This window comes from Bacteroides sp. (genome assembly GCF_029057325.1).
Lineage (GTDB): Bacteria > Bacteroidota > Bacteroidia > Bacteroidales > Bacteroidaceae > Bacteroides.
In genome coordinates, this window is record NZ_JAICZW010000128.1 from 1 (window position 1) to 16,338 (window position 16,338).

Genomic DNA, 16,338 nt, shown 5'->3' on the forward strand with positions numbered 1-16,338 from the left:
CCTATATATATGTATATCCATTTGTCAAACCAACTTCCTTTCTCCCCTCCCTATCGGGGAGGGGTCGGGGGAGAGGCCTTCAAAATCTCGATCCGGCTCCTCCGCCTCCGCCCATGCCTCCACCGAAGCTGCCACCGCTGAATCCGCCACCGCCGAAGCCGCCGCCTCCGCCGAAGATGACGGGACCGCTTCCGCCTCCTCGGTAGTTTTCATCGTAGGATTGCTGGCGGCGCACCACTTGGTGTCCGCAGTTGCGGCAGGTGTAGGTCACATCCTCCGTCCGGATGCCGTTGCGGCGCGAGACGAGGGTGCTTCCGCTGCGTTGCAGCTTGTGGTGTCCGCAGTTGGGACATTTGCTTGCCGCCCGCATAGCGAGGATTGCCACGAGCAGGCCGATGCCGAAGATGCCCATGAAGAGCAGTAGGGCGGCACCCACCGAGAGGTCCTCTTCCTCCTCTGTATCGTTCTCCATGCTGCCATCCAGGCGTGCGTAGACCGCACGTATGCCTGCTACCATGCCTTCGTCCCAGTTCCCGTTTTTCAGGTAGGGAATCATCTGCTGTGTCTGGATGCGCTTGCAGATGGCATCGGGCAGGTCACCTTCCAATCCGTATCCGGTATAGAACTGGATGCAGCGCTGGTCGGTCACCAGGAGTATCACCAGTCCGTTGTTCTTCTCCTTCTTCCCCACGCCCCATTCGTTGAGCAGGCGGTGCGAGAAGTCGAAGCAATCTTCCTCGCCGATGGAGGGGACTACGGCCACTACAGTCTCAATGCCCGTCTGTTGTTCCAGGGCGTAGAGCATGCGGTCTATGCTGTCGCAGGCAGCGGCAGAGAGGATACCTTCGGGATTGCAGACATAGCGCGTCTTGTCCTGAAGGTGTACTTTAGGAAGGTTTCGGGTGGTGTAAACCTTTTGTGCCTGCATGCCGAGCAGCAGGCACAGAAGAGAGGCGATGGCAAAAAATCGTTTCATATCAATGGATGTATTGGTCCACAAAATGCTTCACATGCTGCGTGTATTCCAGCGGATAATCCTTGTAGGAAAGGGCGTGTGCGGTGCCGGGAGTAATCCACAGTTCTTTCGGGTCGGGCTTGGCCTCGTAGAGCTTGTGCACCATCCACGTGGGGACAAAGGTGTCGGCATCGCCATGGATGAACAGCATGGGTAGTGTACACTTTCGTACTTGCTCCAAGGCCGAAGCTTCGCCAAAGCTCCATCCCAGCTCCAACTTGCAGAGCCAGCTTGCTGTGTGCAGCAAGGGGAAAGCCGGTAGGCCAAACTGCGCCTTCAGCTCTCCTCGGAACTCGTCCCAGGCGCTGGTGAAGCCGCAGTCTTCTACAAAACATTTGATGAAGGGTTGCCGGTGTGCGCCATGCTCCACTTCGCCTGCCGCCATCATCGTGGTGGCGGCTCCCATGGAGATGCCGTGCACCACCATCTGCGTACCGCCGTTGTTTCGGCCGAACAGCTCGTCGGCTGTGGCCGTCCATTGCAGCAGGTCCAGGCGGTCCAGCCAGCCCATCTGCACGTTGTCGCCTTCGCTCATGCCGTGGCCGTGCAGGTTGGGAAGCAGGATGTTATAGCCCAATTGGCGGCTGTAGAGATAGCCGATGTGCATCATCCGGATGGCATTGTCGGTATAGCCGTGGACGATGACGGCTGTCTTGTTCGTGGGATGTGCGGCTTCCACATAAAGCGCATGCAGGTTCTCCCCCCGGTCGCTCTCTATGTAGTATTCGCGCAGTGCTCCGGCAGCCTGCAAACTGTCCATCCAGGGACGTAGCTCCGGATATTCGGTCATCATATACTCGTAGGAGGCCTGTGCGTCGCGGCTGCGCGAGACAAGACCTTCGGGACGCAGGGCATAGCCCAGCATATAGTAGCTGCCGCACAACAGCAGTGTGCATAGCGCTGCCACCGTCAGGGCAAGGTATTTCAGTTTTTTTTTCATCTGTTCTATCGGTTCCAAATCTCCCATGCGGCAAAGGCTTGCAGCAACAGCATCTCTAGTCCGTTCTTGGTGACGGCTCCCTGTGCCTGTCCTTTCTTCATGAAGAGGGTTTCATTTGGATTGTATAACAAATCGTAGAGCAAATGGTTCGGGGTCAGCAGCTCGTAGGGGATATTCGGGCAGAAATCCACGTTGGGGTACATGCCCACGGGGGTACAGTTGACGATGACCGTATGTTCATGCATCACCTCCGGGGTCAGTTCCTCGTAGGTGAGGCACTTGTTGTCTTTCTTAGTGCGCGAGACGAAGGTGCAGGGGATGCCCAGATTCTCCAGACCACGGTATACGGCTTTCGAGGCACCTCCGGTACCCAGTATGAGGGCTTTCTTGTGATGGGGCTGGAGCAGAGGTTCGATGGATTGGGTGAACCCGATGATGTCTGAGTTGTAGCCCACCAGTTTCACCTTTCCTTTGGGGAGGCGAATGATTTTGATGACGTTGACAGCGCCGATTTTAGCCGTGTCCTTGTCCAGTTCGTCCAAGTATTTAATCACCTGTTCCTTGTAGGGGATGGTCACATTGAGTCCGCAAAGGTTCGGGTTTTCTTCTATCACTTCCATGAAGTCCTCGATGCGCGGAATCTCGAAATTCACGTATTCGGCATCGATGTTTTCCGCCTTGAATTTCTCGTTGAAATACCCGATGGAGAAGGAGTGCTTCAACGGGTAGCCTATTAAACCGTATTTCTGCATAATGAAGATGTGTTAAAGTATAGATTCATTTTTTATTTTCTGGCTGTGTATAGCGTGCACGTTCCAAAGGTCAGCCGCTTGAAGCGTACTTCGCTGAATCCGGCCTTACGGATAACCTCCTGCATCACTTCGCCTTGCGGAAAGGCCCGAATGCTCTGCGGCAGGTAGGTGTAGGCACTGTTGTCTTTGGAGATGCATTTGCCGATGAGGGGGATGACAACTTTGGAGTAGATGGTAAACAGCTGCTTCATCGGAAAGCGGTCCGGGGTGGAAAGTTCCAGGATGACCAGATGTCCGCCGGGGGTAAGTACGCGACACATTTCAGAGAGTCCCTTATCCAGTCCCTCGAAGTTGCGGATGCCGAACGCCACGGTGACGGCATCGAAACTTCCGTCGGCAAACGAGAGGCAGGTGCAATCCTCCCGGGCAAAGGTAATCTTGTCTGAGAGGTGCGCTTGTTTCACTTTCTCACGTCCCACGTTCATCATGCCTTCGGAGATGTCGGTGCCTATCAGCGAATCTGGTTGCAGCTCTTGGCAGGCAAGGATGGCGAAGTCTCCGGTACCGGTCGCCACGTCCATCATGCGGCGGGGGCGGAAGGGGCGCAGGTACTTGATAGCCTTCTTGCGCCAGCTCCGGTCGATGCCCATCGACAGCGTGTGGTTCAGTTTATCGTAGGCGGGAGCGATGTTGTTGAACATCTCCTCCACCAGTTCGCTCTTCTTGCCCTCCTTGTTATAAGGCTTGATGCTTTCTTGCGGGTAGTCCATTTATTTCAAATTAGAGAATTAAAAATGAAAGAATGAAAACATAGGCAACGAGCCTTTTCATTCTTTCATTCCTTAATTATTCATTCAAAAACGTAGTAACGTTTTTCTCGATTCGTGCGGCGATGTCACCGGTCTCTTCCTTGACGAACTTCTCACCGGTGATATGCTCATAGAGCTCAATGTAGCGTTCGCTGATGGAAGTGACGATTTCATCGGTCATTTCGGGCACCTGCTGTCCCTCTTTGCCTTGGAAGCCGTTGTTCATCAGCCATTCGCGTACAAACTCTTTGGAGAGTTGCTTCTGCGGTTCGCCGTTGGCAAAACGCTCCTCGTAGCCTTCGGAGTAGAAATAGCGGCTGGAGTCCGGGGTGTGGATTTCGTCCATCAGGTAGATGGTGCCGTTGTGCTTGCCGAATTCGTATTTGGTATCGACGAGAATCAGGCCGCGTTCTGCCGCGATTTCCGTGCCGCGCTTGAAGAGGGCAAGGGTGTATTTCTCCAGCAGGGCATACTCTTCGGGCGTAGCCAGTCCCTTGGCAAGGATTTCCTCTTTGGAGATGTCAGCATCGTGTTCGCCGATTTCAGCTTTCGTGGTCGGGGTGATGATGGGTTCGGGGAACTTCTGGTTCTCCTTCATGCCTTCGGGCAGTTTCACACCGCAGATTTCACGCACGCCGCTCTTGTAGGCACGCCATGCGCTGCCGCAGAGGTAGCCGCGTACAATCATTTCCACCGGGAAGCCTTCGCACATCACGCCTACCGTCACCATCGGGTCGGGCGTAGCCATTTTCCAGTTGGGGCAGATGTCGGTAGTGGCATCCAGAAATTTGGCGGCAATCTGGTTCAGCATCTGACCTTTGAAGGGAATCCCTTTCGGCAATACAACGTCGAATGCCGAGATACGGTCGGTTGCTACCATGACCAACTTTTCACCATTGATGTTATACACATCGCGTACTTTTCCGTGATAGACACTCTTCTGTCCCGGAAAGTTAAATTCAGTTGCTGTTAATGCTTTCATAATTTATAGTTTTTATTAAAATTGAATCATTTCCTGTTCATCGAAGTTCCAATAGGGGTTATAAGCCACTTCCCAATAGTAACCGTCCGGGTCTGCAAAATAGGCATGGAAACCACCCCAAAATACTTTTTGCGGCTCTTTGGCGATGCGGGCACCCGCTTTGCGTGCCAGTTCTATCGTTTCAATGACTTCCGTTTCGCTTTTTACATTGTAAGCCAATGTGATGCCGCCAAAGCCGTTCGCTATTTCAGGAGGATTCGTGCTGTTGATGTCTTGCGCCAGAAGGTTCAAAGGATACAATTCGAACTTCGTTCCTGATGTATTGAAAAAAACAACGTTGGGAGAGTCTCCTTTTTCTTCTGTTTGAAATCCCAATCCGTCACGATAAAATCTGAGCGACTGACGCATATCCCTTACGCCGAGGGCGATTACATTGATTCTGTTCATGGCTTTATATTGTTACTTGGGGTTTTACGTCTTTTTCCGCTTTCCTTTTCTCCCGTTCCGCCTTCGCTTCCTTCTCAAATTTCTCGTAGGCTTCCACTATCTGTGTCACCAGTTTATGGCGCACGATGTCCTTCTTGTTCAATTCCACGAAGCTGATGCCTTTCACACCTTTCAGGATGCGGAGTGCCTGCACCAGGCCGGAAGTCTGCGAAGAGGGTAGGTCAATCTGTGTCATGTCACCCGTGACAATCATCTTGGTGTTCATGCCCATGCGGGTGAGGAACATCTTGATTTGCTGGGTGGTGGTGTTCTGCGCTTCGTCTAGAATGACGACGGCATCGTTCAGCGTGCGTCCGCGCATGAAGGCGAGGGGGGCAATCTGGATGATGTTCAGCTCCATATACTCTTTCAGCTTGGCGGCGGGTATCATGTCTTGCAAGGCATCGTAAAGCGGTTGCAGATAGGGGTCTATCTTGTCCTTCATGTCGCCGGGCAGGAAGCCAAGTTTCTCGCCTGCCTCTACGGCGGGGCGGCTGAGGATGATTTTCTTGATTTCCTTGTTCTTCAGGGCACGCACGGCAAGGGCGATGGCGGTATAGGTCTTGCCCGAACCGGCAGGACCGATGGCGAATACCATGTCGTTCTTGGCGAAAGCCTCCACCAGCTTCAACTGGTTTTCGCTGCGCGGGATAATCGGTTTTCCGGTTACGCTGAACACGATGACGTTGCCCGCCTTCTCCGCCTGTGGGGCGTTCCCTTTGATGATGTCTATGATGACTTCCTCTTTCAGGGAGTTGTATTCGGCACAATATTTTTCTAGCTTGATGATGTTTTCCTCGAAAGCACACATTTCTTCTTCATCACCCAGCACTTTGATGACATTGCCGCGTGCCACGATGCGTAGCTTGGGATGCAAGGCTTTCAGCAACTGCATGTTGGCGTTGTTCACGCCGTAAAAAATGACCGGGTCGATGTCTTCTAGAACAATCAGTTTTTCTATCATGGATATGCTTTAAAGTTCAATACGTTCTTTTAGTGAAATGGTTTGCAAATGTAGTGAAACGTTCGGACACTTAGGCAGTTCCAACGGGTATTTTTTTAATGCCGGCTCCGGGCCGATGGCAGGCAGTGGCTTTACGGTGATGTTGTTGCCGTTTTTCGTGCATTCAAGGCGTACTCTGTTTAGCGTCTGCGCATTCATGTCGAAGACGAGGGTAGGGTCGAAGTGCTGCCCGTTGACGCGTGTCTCGAAGTGCAGGTGGTCCGTGGTGGCACGCCCGGTGCGGCCTACCAACGCAATGGGCTGTCCGGCACGGACGGTGTCGCCGCACTGCACCAGATTCTTGTAGTTGTGGCTATAGACCGTCTCCAACCCGAAAGCGTGGCGCACGACGATGACATTGCCGTAGGCGCTATAAGGCTTGGACATCCGCACAATGCCGGTGAAGGCACTTCGTATGGTGTCTTTGGCGTGTGTCTTGATGTCGATGCCGCTATGCCGTCTCCGTCGCCCGTAAGGGGAGATGACCTTGGCGCCGGGCAGGGGAAAAGAGTATGCCGTGTCTGTCACTCGGTGCAAGGGTATCTCTATCCGATTGCTTTGGGTGAACAGTCCCGGAGTAGCCACACGTACATGGTTGGTTTCCATAGCGGTAAAATGCCGCCTTGCCTCTTGCGCCGGTGCGCAGAGGACGATGCACAAGAAAAATAAAGTGAAAAGACTTCTCATTTTCATTGAAAGTATTGTATGGTTCCGTCGGTGGCAGAGGCGTATTTTACCAATAGTTCCAGAATCATTTCGGCAGCCTCTTTCAGTCCCTCTTCTCCGTTGTAGCCGTTGACGATGGCAAGGATGTGGCGGGTGCCGAGGTCCATTTTGGTACGTTCGTTGTCGCTGGTGGGGGTACCGATGCCTCCCGCTTGGTCGCGATAGACGGGCAGTCCTTCGATGTTGAGTACGCCGCGCCCGATGCCTTCAAAGGGTTCGTCGGCACGTCCGATGCCCAGTTCCAGGCTGGTGCCTTGTATCTTGTCGGCATCGAAGCCGCCGATGGAGTGTCCGGTGCGCAGGGAGACGAGGTTGATAAGGTCCACCAGCGTGTCTATCTGATAAAGTTCCAGTCTGCGCAGCAGGCGTCGGCGCAGGGCTTCGGCGGAGGGGCGGTAACGGCTGGGGTCTTTGCCGCAACGCTTGTAGGCTTCGCGTGTGGCGGCGATGACGGGCTGGCATTTGATGCTGTCCGTGGTGTCGTGCGCTCTTAACTCTTGGGTGAAGGTGGCAATTTCCTGCCACAAGCCTTCGTTATAGGCGCTGTTGGTTACTTCGGCAAATACGGCTGCGCCACGGTATTCGGGGCAGCGGGTCTGAATTTCGGAGGATATGGTGAGTTGGTACATAACTTTTCAATTTGTTTTTTTGATAAAATTACAGGTCGCGAGCCTCTTTGATGAGGGCTTTAATGGCAGTATCGGATAAAGTTTCCATTTCAGATTTATCATAGATGGAGAGTAATACGATGCACCCTTCTTTCATGCTGATGACAGCTTCCGTATCGGTCAGCACACGTGCTCCACCCCGTTTCCCTTTGCTGGTTATACTCAGGCGGATTTTGCGCGCTCCATTGCCCAAATCTGTACCCAAATAGGGGTTGTCTTGTAATTCTTGTATCAGTTTGGCAAAGTCTATGTATAAAGAGTGATATTTTTTGCAGAGTTTCTTGATGTTTTTGTCGAATTGGGGTAAGGTGACGATCGTAATCATTGTTCGCCTCCTTTTTCTTTTCGGCTTTCTTCTTCCAACTCTTTCAGTAAGTCTTCAGCAGGTCTGGCTTGCAGTTTGCCTTCTTCCATTAATTTCATTTGATGAAAGGCTTCTGTCAAATCTGTAAGCATGGCTTGTTTCTCTTTTTTATGTTGTTCGGATTCTGCTTGGCTTTTTCTAAGTTTTCTTAGGGTGTGTATGGCGGCTCGTGTCAGTTCGTCGCTGTCAAGTATGGCGTTTATCTCGGCAAACAGAGATTTTCTCAATTCTATTGTTGTCATAATGGTCTGTATGAATGATTATTGACACAAAGGTACAATTATTTCTCGTATTATGTACGATTCATCACGACTCCGCTTAATATTCTCCCCGACCGTATCCCCATCCTGCGTGCCGAGAAGAAATCCTCGTACTGGCTGTAAGTGCAGATACCCGCCGTCTCCACTTGCTCCGGGGGCACGCCGAAGTCCTGTAGTTGCAGGCGGTTGGCGGCCCAGAGGTCGATGTGGTGTTTGTGGGTGGCGGGGTTCCATTCGGAGATGTACTCCATCGGGAAGCCTTGCTCGCGGAAGGCTTCATAGACCTCTTCGCCCACTTCGAAGGCAGGGAGGGAGATGCCGGGACCGATGACGGCCGTCACTGCTTCTCCGTCCGTGCCGTAGAGGGCGTGCATGTGCTCCAGCGTGCGCAGGACGATGCGGTTGACCGTGCCGCGCCAGCCTGCATGGATGGCGGCGACGGCGCGATGCTGCTTGTCGTATAATAAGATAGGTATGCAGTCGGCGGTGGAGATGCAGAGGCAGATGTCCGGCTCGCGGGTGAGCAGGGCGTCAATGCCTTGCAGCAAGGCTTGGCGTTCCGCTTCAGGGGCTTGCAGGTAGGCATCGTCAATGACGAGGGATGCCGTGCCGTGGGTCTGGAACGGGATGACGAGTTCGCGGGGACACCGGGGCAGGGCCTTGCAAAGAACCTCCCGGTTGCGGCGGACACAATCAGCGTCATCACCCGTGTAGGGCGTGCAGTTCAGCGAGGCGTAGTTTCCCCGGCTGCAACCGCCGTGGCGGGTGGTGCTGAAAGCTGTGACGTCGGCAGGCAGGCTGCTGTATCGGATGATGGGGTTGTTGTCCATGATTTATTTCTCTTCCCAATCCTCCTCTTCGTACTCGAAGTCTTCCAGGTCTTCGATATCGTCATCCTCGTCCACGTATTCGTAGCTGAGGTCTTCGTCTTCGCCTTCCTCTTTCAACTCCTGTTGCAGGTGGCTCATGTCTTTGGCGCGGTGGGCGATGCTTTCCACTTTGCCCGCTATCTTGTTGCTCTCCTTGTTCAGCTCTTCCCAAAGGATGTCCTTCAGTACGGAGATGCCCATGCCCGAGATGGCGGAGATGAACACGTGCGGGATGCCTTCGGGCAGGGTGGGTTCTATCTCGTCCATCAGCTCCTGGTCCAGCATGTCGCACTTGGTGACAGCCAGCACGCGCTGCTTGTCCAGCATTTCGGGGTTGAAGGTGCGCAGCTCGTTCAGCAGGATTTCATATTCCCGGCGGATGTCGTCGCTGTCGGCGGGCACCATGAAGAGCAGCAGCGAGTTGCGCTCGATGTGGCGCAGGAAGCGCAGTCCCAGGCCCTTGCCTGCACTGGCACCCTCGATGATGCCGGGGATGTCGGCCATGACGAACGACTTGCCGTCGCGGTAGGAGACAATGCCCAAGTTGGGTTCCAGGGTCGTGAAGGGGTAGTTGGCGATTTTCGGTTTTGCCGAAGAGACGGCGGAGAGCAGGGTCGATTTGCCCGCATTGGGGAAGCCCACCAGTCCGACATCGGCAAGCAGTTTCAGCTCCATGATGACGGTCATCTCCTGCATCGGTTCGCCCGGTTGCGCGAAGCGAGGAGCCTGCCGGGTGGCGGTCTTGAAGTGCCAGTTGCCCAGTCCGCCGCGTCCGCCTTTCAGCAGGATGACTTCCTGTCCGTGTTCGGTGACGTCGCAGAGGTATTCGCCCGTTTCGGCGTTATAGACCACGGTGCCGCAGGGCACTTCCACTATCTTGTCTTGGCCGTCCTTGCCGAAGCTGCGGTTCTTGGAGCCCGATTCGCCGTGTCCGGCCAGGATGTGGCGGTCGTAGCGCAGGTGGAGCAGAGTCCAGTAGTTGCGGTTGCCGCGCAGGATGACGTGTCCTCCGCGTCCTCCGTCACCGCCATCGGGACCTCCGTTGGGGACGTATTTCGCGCGGCGCATGTGTGTGGAGCCTCTGCCGCCCTTGCCGGAACGGCAGTATATCTTGACGTAGTCAACAAAATTGGATTCAGCCATAATGTATAAATTAAGAATGAAGAATTAATAATTAAGAATTCCGCCGACAAAGATATGAATAATTTCCCATAATATAGAGATACCACCTCGCCAGACTCATCTATGCCCTTGCCTTCGTGTCATTGCACTATCTTCCATTCTCCTATCGTGCGTGTTTCGCTGTCGAAGTTCACACCCACCTTCACCACCTTCCTGCCGTCCGCCTCGTAGGGGAGGGCGTATTGCCGGCTCTCTATCTGCGCCAGCGCCTCTTCGGGCGTTCCGTCGAACTTGAATTCGAATACATAGACGGCATCTTGCAGCTTCACTACGGCATCCGCACACCCCGTGGCACTCTTCACCTCTGTCTCCACATACTGCCCCATCAGGCGGAAGAGCAGGTAGAAGATGGTCTGGTAGTGCTTCTCGTTCTTGTTCTCCAGGTCGTAGGGGATGGAGGCGAAGAAGGAACGGGTGCGCTCCAGGCAGCTTTCGATGTCGCCCTTCATCAGGTCTTTGATGAAAGAGACCGCGTAGAACGTATTTTCGCGCGGAAAACAGTGCGTGTAATGAGGCAGAAGAGACTCCGTGAAGCCGTAACGCACCTCGCTGTTGGGATAGGCCAGGCGGTAGGAACGGAACAGGGGGTCATACTCCTTGATAGTCAGGTAGCCGCTTTGGTAGAGCACGGGGATGGGGTCGGTAATCTGTTCCGTAGGCGCATCGAACTGCTCGTTGGTGGCATCAATGCCGTCCAGGCTACGCACATCGAAGTGGGTGCGGCGCAGGATGTCGAGCAGGAAAGTGGGCGTGCCGGTGGAGAACCAGAAGTTCTTGTACTCCTTGGCGTCAAGAGCGTTGAGCAGACTGAAGGGGTTGTAGATGTCCGGGCAGTTGCCGCTGAAGTGATACCCGTCGTATTGATGTTTCAGGTGTGCGCACGCCTCTTCGTATGTCTCTCCATTGGCGGCTGCCATACGCTCGATGCTTGGCTTCAACTGGGTCAGCAACTCCTGTTCGGTGATGCCGCATAGGGCGCTGAAATCATCGCGCATGCTGATGTTCTTCAAATTGTTCAACTCACTGAAGATGCTGAGTTGGCTGAACTTGCTGATACCCGTGATGAACAGGAAGCGCAGGTGCTGCCCCAACCCCTTGAGGGGGCTGAAGAACTTGCGCATCTCGTTGCGGAGCTGCTGTTGCAGGGCGCTGTCCGAATTGCTGTCGAGCAAGGGGGCATCATATTCGTCTATCAGTACTACGACCTGCTTTCCGGTCTGCTGATGGGCACGTGTGATGATGCCTTGGAAACGAGCGGCAGGGGTCTGTTCCGAGGCATTCTTGCCGAAAGTCTCTTCCCATTGTGACAGGAATAGGTCCAACTGTTCTTGCAAGTCGAATAGTTCCGTGTATTTCGTCAGGCTGAAGTCGATGTGCAACACCGGATAGCTTTCCCACTCCTGCTCCAGCCGTTCCATCGCCAGACCGCTGAAAAGCTCTTTTTTCCCTTGGAAGTAAGCCTCTAAGGTGGAAATGAGCAGGCTCTTGCCGAAGCGGCGCGGACGGCTGAGGAAATAGACACGGTCTGTGTGGGTCAGCCTGTAAACCAGTTCCGTCTTGTCCACATATACGCAGTCCAGCGTGCGTATCTGTTCGAAATTCTGTAGCCCTATCGGGTAGCGGATGTAGTCTTCTAACATAATCGAAAAGGAATTCAATGGTTGGGAAGGCAAATTTAAGCATAAATCCCGATTTATGGGTGGTTGTCGGCAAGAAATCTTAGAATCGATCTTCTCTTAGGGCGTGGATACGCCCGAGGAGGTGTCGGCGCGGCAGTTCACGGAGGTGCGCGTGCGCTTCATTCCCGAATACAGGCGTGCGCAGAACAAGCAGGTGACGGGGCGCACCATCGTGCCCGAAGGCATAGAGTGGGTGGAGATGGAGCCGGAGAAGTGAAACAAAAAATGCACCGTCACAGGTGCATTTTTTATCTGAATTTTGAATAAGCGTTCCCAACGTCCATGCGTCTTTACGCCGTTCGCGTATAACTATTCCTGCTCCATTGTCTGGCAGACATTGTCAACATGCTTCACAAACGTGTCCGAGAAGACGTAAGTGCCGGCTTTGCGTGCCGCTTCGTTGTAGCGATGGACGAAAGCGGAAAAGTCGGCGAAGCAGTCGATAGCAGCTTGCAGTCCCAACTGGTCGCGAATGAGGAACACCATGTAGGAGCCGGTGGTGTGTCCGCCGAAGTGGGCGCATTGTTTGACCTTCTCGTATTCCTTTTCGGATATTTGGCCTGCCAGGTAGCTGGTGGTCAATTCATCCAGTTGTTTCAGGACTTCCGGAGAGGAAAAATAGTCGTCGTTGTACATCTTTACGATTTCCGGACCGTATCCCCCTAAGTTATCGACAGGCATTTTCTGCTTGTTGATAAGGTCGGCGGTACCTTCCTGTTGCAGGTAGTACAGTGTTATGACGGCGGCATCCTTCGTGTCGTGGTGATAACGGTCTTGTATGAGAGCACCCATGTAGTGGTGGTGCAGTTCGTGTCCGATTAGGTTTATCATATCTTCCCGTCCGTTCAGAGAGGCTCCGTTGATGTCGAGGTAGATACCGTTGCTCCACGCGCGGCATTCAAAATCCCACGCAAGAAAGTAGAACTTCTTGAAGGTGGGTTTCAACTGATGGATGCGCGTTGGCAGGTGTTGTAGCGCCTTGGCGTGTCCTTTGCGCATGATTTCGTTGAAGTCATTGTGGCAAATGAGTGTTTCGAGTTCATTGATACGCTCATTTATCTGATACATGTTGATGACGGTGAATTGGTCGAAATCGGTTTTCGGGTGGGCGTATTCCGTGAGGATGCTGTCCAGCCGTGTCTTCTGCTTGGCATCGAACACGGTCTGGAAAGCATCTCGGATGTCCTTTTGTCATGAGAGTGAATCCCAGTGTGCGGCAGAGAAGTTGTGATACCCTTCGGTTGCGAACAACTCTTTCCATTCCTTTTCACCGGGCATCGTACCTTTTTAGGCTGCCTTTGCCATCCGGATGAAATGTACGGCAGATTCAGTGGAATACTCGCTGTCCGGCAAGGAAACCGGCTCTTGGGAGAATCCTTTTGCCGGCATTCCGAGCAAGAAGGAGAGACAGGCAGAAAAAAGTACTTTCTTTCTCATGCGAATTTGTTTTTGTCAAAAAGAGTTCTTTTATTTCACCTTGTCAATCGCTGCGCAAATCTCTCCGGTGATGGTCTCCAGGTCGCCCAATCCGTTGATGTGGGCATAGAGGCCCTCGCTCTTGTACCAGTCGATGAGCGGCGCGGTCTGTGAGTGGTAAACCACGAGGCGTTTCTTGATGGTCTCCTCGTTGTCGTCGGCACGGCCCGATTGCTGTCCGCGCAGGATGAGGCGTTTCATCAGTTCCTCTTCGGGCACGTCGAGGTCGAGCATCACGCTCACTGCCTGGTTGCGGTCGGCAAGCATCTTCTTCAGGGCTTCGGCTTGTGCGATGGTACGGGGGAATCCGTCGAAGATGACGCCTTTGCTGTCCTTGAAGCTGTCCAGTGTGCTGGCCAGGATGTCGATAATCAGTTCATCGGGCAGCAGTTGTCCTTGGTCGATGTAGCCTTTGGCGGTCTTGCCCAGTTCGGTACCGTTCTTGATTTCGGCACGGAGCACGTCTCCGGTGGAGATGTGGTTGATGCCATACTTTTCTACGATTCTTTCACTTTGTGTTCCCTTGCCTGAGCCGGGAGCACCGAAAATTACAATGTTCAGCATTTTCAAGATTTATGATTTATGAATTATGATTTATGATTTCGACATTTGGATTTATGATTTCAGCATTCAAGTCAAGTCCATCGGACATAAATCTGAAATCATAAATCTGAAATCATTCCATTACCGTATAAATATCCGGATAATTCCTTCCGAACCCGTCGTAATCCAGTCCGTAGCCCACGATGAAGTCGTTGGGGATATTCATCGCCACGTATTCGATGTTGAGGTCCACCTTCAGTTTGTCCGGTTTCACCAGCAGGGAGGCGATGTGTATCTCTTTCGGTCCCCGAGTGCCGAGGGTCTCGAGCAGGCGTTGCATGGTGAGGCCTGTGTCCACGATGTCTTCCACGATGACGATGGTGCGGTCCTTCAGCTCCTCGTTGATGCCGATGACCTCCTTGATGGTTCCGGTGGACGATACGCCCTGGTAGGAGGCAAGCTTGACGAAGGAGATTTCACAGGGAATGGTGATGCGCTTCATCAGGTCGGCGGTGAACATGAACGAACCGTTCAGCACGCTGAGGAAGAGGGGATTCTTTCCGGCAAGGTCGCGGTTGATTTCATTGGCCACGCGAGTCACTTCTTTCAGAATGTCCTGCTCGCGGATGGAGACCGTGAACGTCTTGTCTTTTATCTGTATAGTGTCCATAGATGAAATGTTTTTTTAAGTTGGGGCGAAGATACGATTTTTATTCCACTCCGTGCATCATCTTTTGCAATTTCTTTGAGAGCAGGAAGAGGATGAGCGATGCCGTGGCAGACATGATGACGAATACCATGAAGAAGTCGAACATGGTTTCAATCCGGTAGCCGAACAGGGCCTTGACTTTTCCTTCTTCGGGATAGAGTCCGCCCAGCATGCCGGCGAATTTATTGGCTGTGGCGGTGGACAGGTACCAGATGCCCATCATCAGCGAGGCGAAGCGTGCGGGGGTGAGCTTATTTACCATTGACAGGCCGATAGGTGAAAGACAGATTTCCCCCATGGTGTGGATGAAGTAGAGTCCTGTCAACCAGAGCAGGCTTACTTTGACACCCGGTTGCACATCCTTTACTCCGAAGCAGATGACCAGATAGCCTAACGAAAGCAGTAGCAGACCGATGGCTTGCTTAGTGGGTGAGGCTGGCTCCATACCGCGTTTGCCCAGTACATTCCATATACCCGGCATGATGGCGGCAAGTATTACTACGAAAAAGGGGTTGAACGACTGAATCCACGATGCCGGCATCTCCCAGCCTAAGATGACACGGTCTGTCTGTTCGGCGGCAAAAAGCGTCAGCGAGGCGCCTGCCTGTTCGTAGGCTGCCCAGAAGAAGATGACGAAGAAGGCGATGATGTAAATCACGAAGATGCGGTCGCGCTCTATTTTCGTAAGCGAACCTTCCAACAGAATGCTGACGGGGAACACGATGCAGGCGGTGAAGATGCCGATGCTGACCCAGTCGTTGCCGAAGCACCAATAGAAGAAGGTGGCGAGTGCAAGGGTCAGTATTCCCAAAAGAAGGTAATTGCGTTGTTGCTTTCCTTTGCCTGTGACCGGCTGTTTGGCTTCTTGTGTGGCTTGGGGTTGCTCTTTCAGAGCGTCGGGAATGATGCCAAGTTGTTGCCCGTCGGGGCCGATAAGATATTTGTTTTTTTGTGTTTCAAACAATGCGATGGTCAGCAAGGTGACGACTCCTGCAATGAAGAAGCCCCACTTGAAGTCTTCGGGATTGCCGGTCTCTCCGAAATAGCCGCAAACCAGTGGGGCGAGGAAAGAGCCGACGTTGACTCCCATATAGAAAATGGTGTAAGCGGAGTCAAGCCGCTTGTCTCCCGGTTCATACAGTTGCCCGACTAAGGATGATACGGTAGGTTTGAAGCAACCGTTTCCTAAAATGAGGAGAGCCAGTCCGCCGTACATCAGCCAATGGGAGAGTTGCACGGCATCGAGCATTGAGGCACTGGCGAACATCAGGAACTGCCCTAAGGCCATCATCACGGCACCCCAACGGACAGAGCGGCGGATGCCCCAGTACTTGTCGGCAATGTATCCTCCGATGAGCGGTGTCAGATAGACCAGTCCGGTGTAGCTGCCATAGATAGAGGCGGCAGCCTCCTTGTCGAATAGGAGGGCTTGGGTGAGAAACAGGATGAAAATGGCACGCATGCCGTAGTAGCTGAAGCGTTCGGCAGTGCTCGTGGCAAAGATAAGGTAGAGTCCTTTAGGGTGTTTGTTGTTGTGCATAGATATTGTTTTGTTTATGATTTTTGGTAATGTGATGACAAAAATACGAATAAAGAATCAAAACCTTGCGTTTAATCCAAATAGTTTACCTTATTTTTTCATTTATCCGTTTCAATCGGTTGGGGAAGTCGGTTGCTGAGGAAACAGGAGTGGAAGAGGCATGAGTCGTGAATCGGAAATCGTAATTCTTTACACGAAGCATTCCTTACCCCAAAAAATCGCCACTTTTTATTCTTTCGACCCGCGTCTTTTCAGGGTCTTGTCTGCTTCGTAGTTTCTTCGGTGTTTCTTCGGACGTTCTTCGGACATTCTTCGGTCCTAGGGAGTGGAGTTTG

20 protein-coding genes are annotated in these 16,338 nt (G+C 53.0%); 1 reads left to right on the forward strand and 19 read right to left on the reverse strand.

The features are described 5' to 3' along the window. Positions 1–79: 79 nt before the first annotated feature. From K2G43_RS07470 to K2G43_RS07535, 14 genes are all read right to left on the reverse strand, one after another. A complete protein-coding gene (locus K2G43_RS07470; protein ID WP_300153861.1) occupies positions 80–976 on the reverse strand; it encodes a TPM domain-containing protein in 897 nt (298 codons plus the stop codon). Between the two features lies 1 nt (position 977). After that, positions 978–1,955 carry an alpha/beta hydrolase gene (locus tag K2G43_RS07475; protein ID WP_300153863.1) on the reverse strand — a complete coding sequence of 326 codons (978 nt, stop codon included), beginning with the start codon at positions 1,953–1,955 and terminating at the stop codon, positions 978–980. Positions 1,956–1,960: 5 nt separating this feature from the next. Further along, positions 1,961–2,707: a shikimate dehydrogenase gene (locus tag K2G43_RS07480; protein ID WP_297645427.1), complete on the reverse strand. Its 747-nt coding sequence runs from the start codon at positions 2,705–2,707 to the stop codon at positions 1,961–1,963. A gap of 32 nt (positions 2,708–2,739) precedes the next feature. Continuing rightward, positions 2,740–3,477 (reverse strand): bifunctional demethylmenaquinone methyltransferase/2-methoxy-6-polyprenyl-1,4-benzoquinol methylase UbiE, encoded by a 738-nt coding sequence (gene ubiE, locus K2G43_RS07485; protein ID WP_300153866.1) that lies wholly within the window; start codon positions 3,475–3,477, stop codon positions 2,740–2,742. A gap of 76 nt (positions 3,478–3,553) precedes the next feature. Continuing rightward, a complete protein-coding gene (locus K2G43_RS07490; protein ID WP_297643643.1) occupies positions 3,554–4,498 on the reverse strand; it encodes a phosphoribosylaminoimidazolesuccinocarboxamide synthase in 945 nt (314 codons plus the stop codon). 15 nt (positions 4,499–4,513) lie between these two features. After that, positions 4,514–4,945, reverse strand: coding sequence for a VOC family protein (locus K2G43_RS07495; RefSeq protein WP_300153869.1), 432 nt, complete (start codon positions 4,943–4,945; stop codon positions 4,514–4,516). 4 nt (positions 4,946–4,949) lie between these two features. Then, on the reverse strand, positions 4,950–5,948 hold the full coding sequence (locus K2G43_RS07500; RefSeq protein WP_300153871.1) for a PhoH family protein: 999 nt from the start codon (positions 5,946–5,948) through the stop codon (positions 4,950–4,952). A gap of 9 nt (positions 5,949–5,957) precedes the next feature. Further along, entirely contained in the window at positions 5,958–6,674 is a 717-nt protein-coding gene (locus K2G43_RS07505) for a M23 family metallopeptidase (protein WP_297643646.1), read from the reverse strand. Between the two features lie 2 nt (positions 6,675–6,676). Further along, positions 6,677–7,342, reverse strand: a complete 666-nt coding sequence (locus tag K2G43_RS07510; protein WP_300153874.1) for a phenylalanine--tRNA ligase beta subunit-related protein — start codon at positions 7,340–7,342, stop codon at positions 6,677–6,679. A 28-nt stretch (positions 7,343–7,370) separates the two neighbouring features. Continuing rightward, complete coding sequence (locus tag K2G43_RS07515) at positions 7,371–7,706, reverse strand: addiction module toxin RelE (protein ID WP_297643648.1); 336 nt, start codon at positions 7,704–7,706, stop codon at positions 7,371–7,373. Continuing rightward, positions 7,703–7,987 carry a hypothetical protein gene (locus K2G43_RS07520; protein ID WP_297643649.1) on the reverse strand — a complete coding sequence of 95 codons (285 nt, stop codon included), beginning with the start codon at positions 7,985–7,987 and terminating at the stop codon, positions 7,703–7,705. The genes K2G43_RS07515 and K2G43_RS07520 overlap by 4 nt, the downstream gene beginning before the upstream one ends. Before the next feature lie 50 nt (positions 7,988–8,037). Next, complete coding sequence (pgeF, locus tag K2G43_RS07525) at positions 8,038–8,835, reverse strand: peptidoglycan editing factor PgeF (protein ID WP_297643650.1); 798 nt, start codon at positions 8,833–8,835, stop codon at positions 8,038–8,040. Positions 8,836–8,838: 3 nt separating this feature from the next. Then, on the reverse strand, positions 8,839–10,017 hold the full coding sequence (gene obgE, locus K2G43_RS07530; protein WP_300153877.1) for a GTPase ObgE: 1,179 nt from the start codon (positions 10,015–10,017) through the stop codon (positions 8,839–8,841). A gap of 119 nt (positions 10,018–10,136) precedes the next feature. Then, positions 10,137–11,696: an ATP-binding protein gene (locus K2G43_RS07535; protein ID WP_300153879.1), complete on the reverse strand. Its 1,560-nt coding sequence runs from the start codon at positions 11,694–11,696 to the stop codon at positions 10,137–10,139. Positions 11,697–11,799: 103 nt separating this feature from the next. Here K2G43_RS07535 and K2G43_RS07540 point away from each other — a divergent pair, with 103 nt between their 5' ends. Next, the gene (locus tag K2G43_RS07540; protein WP_297643654.1) at positions 11,800–11,952 is read left to right on the forward strand and encodes a hypothetical protein; all 153 of its coding nucleotides are present in this window, start codon (positions 11,800–11,802) and stop codon (positions 11,950–11,952) included. 92 nt (positions 11,953–12,044) lie between these two features. Here K2G43_RS07540 and K2G43_RS07545 read toward each other — a convergent pair whose 3' ends face one another. The 5 genes from K2G43_RS07545 to K2G43_RS07565 form a co-directional block, all read right to left on the reverse strand. After that, a complete protein-coding gene (locus tag K2G43_RS07545) occupies positions 12,045–12,917 on the reverse strand; it encodes a DUF5700 domain-containing putative Zn-dependent protease (RefSeq protein ID WP_300153886.1) in 873 nt (290 codons plus the stop codon). A 105-nt stretch (positions 12,918–13,022) separates the two neighbouring features. After that, on the reverse strand, positions 13,023–13,172 hold the full coding sequence (locus K2G43_RS07550) for a hypothetical protein (protein ID WP_300153881.1): 150 nt from the start codon (positions 13,170–13,172) through the stop codon (positions 13,023–13,025). A 30-nt stretch (positions 13,173–13,202) separates the two neighbouring features. Next, entirely contained in the window at positions 13,203–13,775 is a 573-nt protein-coding gene (locus K2G43_RS07555) for an adenylate kinase (protein WP_300153883.1), read from the reverse strand. Positions 13,776–13,887: 112 nt separating this feature from the next. Further along, complete coding sequence (gene hpt / locus K2G43_RS07560; protein ID WP_297643663.1) at positions 13,888–14,424, reverse strand: hypoxanthine phosphoribosyltransferase; 537 nt, start codon at positions 14,422–14,424, stop codon at positions 13,888–13,890. Between the two features lie 40 nt (positions 14,425–14,464). After that, the gene (locus tag K2G43_RS07565) at positions 14,465–16,003 is read right to left on the reverse strand and encodes a peptide MFS transporter (RefSeq protein WP_297643664.1); all 1,539 of its coding nucleotides are present in this window, start codon (positions 16,001–16,003) and stop codon (positions 14,465–14,467) included. Between the last annotated feature and the right edge of the window lie 335 nt (positions 16,004–16,338).

Bases quoted from the DNA above. Each gene is read 5' to 3' on its own strand.
- K2G43_RS07470 (WP_300153861.1), bottom strand. From the start codon at position 976: ATGAAACGATTTTTTGCCATCGCCTCTCTTCTGTGCCTGCTGCTCGGC.
- K2G43_RS07475 (WP_300153863.1), bottom strand. From the start codon at position 1,955: ATGAAAAAAAAACTGAAATACCTTGCCCTGACGGTGGCAGCGCTATGC.
- K2G43_RS07480 (WP_297645427.1), bottom strand. From the start codon at position 2,707: ATGCAGAAATACGGTTTAATAGGCTACCCGTTGAAGCACTCCTTCTCC.
- ubiE (WP_300153866.1), bottom strand. From the start codon at position 3,477: ATGGACTACCCGCAAGAAAGCATCAAGCCTTATAACAAGGAGGGCAAG.
- K2G43_RS07490 (WP_297643643.1), bottom strand. From the start codon at position 4,498: ATGAAAGCATTAACAGCAACTGAATTTAACTTTCCGGGACAGAAGAGT.
- K2G43_RS07495 (WP_300153869.1), bottom strand. From the start codon at position 4,945: ATGAACAGAATCAATGTAATCGCCCTCGGCGTAAGGGATATGCGTCAG.
- K2G43_RS07500 (WP_300153871.1), bottom strand. From the start codon at position 5,948: ATGATAGAAAAACTGATTGTTCTAGAAGACATCGACCCGGTCATTTTT.
- K2G43_RS07505 (WP_297643646.1), bottom strand. From the start codon at position 6,674: ATGAGAAGTCTTTTCACTTTATTTTTCTTGTGCATCGTCCTCTGCGCA.
- K2G43_RS07510 (WP_300153874.1), bottom strand. From the start codon at position 7,342: ATGTACCAACTCACCATATCCTCCGAAATTCAGACCCGCTGCCCCGAA.
- K2G43_RS07515 (WP_297643648.1), bottom strand. From the start codon at position 7,706: ATGATTACGATCGTCACCTTACCCCAATTCGACAAAAACATCAAGAAA.
- K2G43_RS07520 (WP_297643649.1), bottom strand. From the start codon at position 7,987: ATGACAACAATAGAATTGAGAAAATCTCTGTTTGCCGAGATAAACGCC.
- pgeF (WP_297643650.1), bottom strand. From the start codon at position 8,835: ATGGACAACAACCCCATCATCCGATACAGCAGCCTGCCTGCCGACGTC.
- obgE (WP_300153877.1), bottom strand. From the start codon at position 10,017: ATGGCTGAATCCAATTTTGTTGACTACGTCAAGATATACTGCCGTTCC.
- K2G43_RS07535 (WP_300153879.1), bottom strand. From the start codon at position 11,696: ATGTTAGAAGACTACATCCGCTACCCGATAGGGCTACAGAATTTCGAA.
- K2G43_RS07550 (WP_300153881.1), bottom strand. From the start codon at position 13,172: ATGAGAAAGAAAGTACTTTTTTCTGCCTGTCTCTCCTTCTTGCTCGGA.
- K2G43_RS07555 (WP_300153883.1), bottom strand. From the start codon at position 13,775: ATGCTGAACATTGTAATTTTCGGTGCTCCCGGCTCAGGCAAGGGAACA.
- hpt (WP_297643663.1), bottom strand. From the start codon at position 14,424: ATGGACACTATACAGATAAAAGACAAGACGTTCACGGTCTCCATCCGC.
- K2G43_RS07565 (WP_297643664.1), bottom strand. From the start codon at position 16,003: ATGCACAACAACAAACACCCTAAAGGACTCTACCTTATCTTTGCCACG.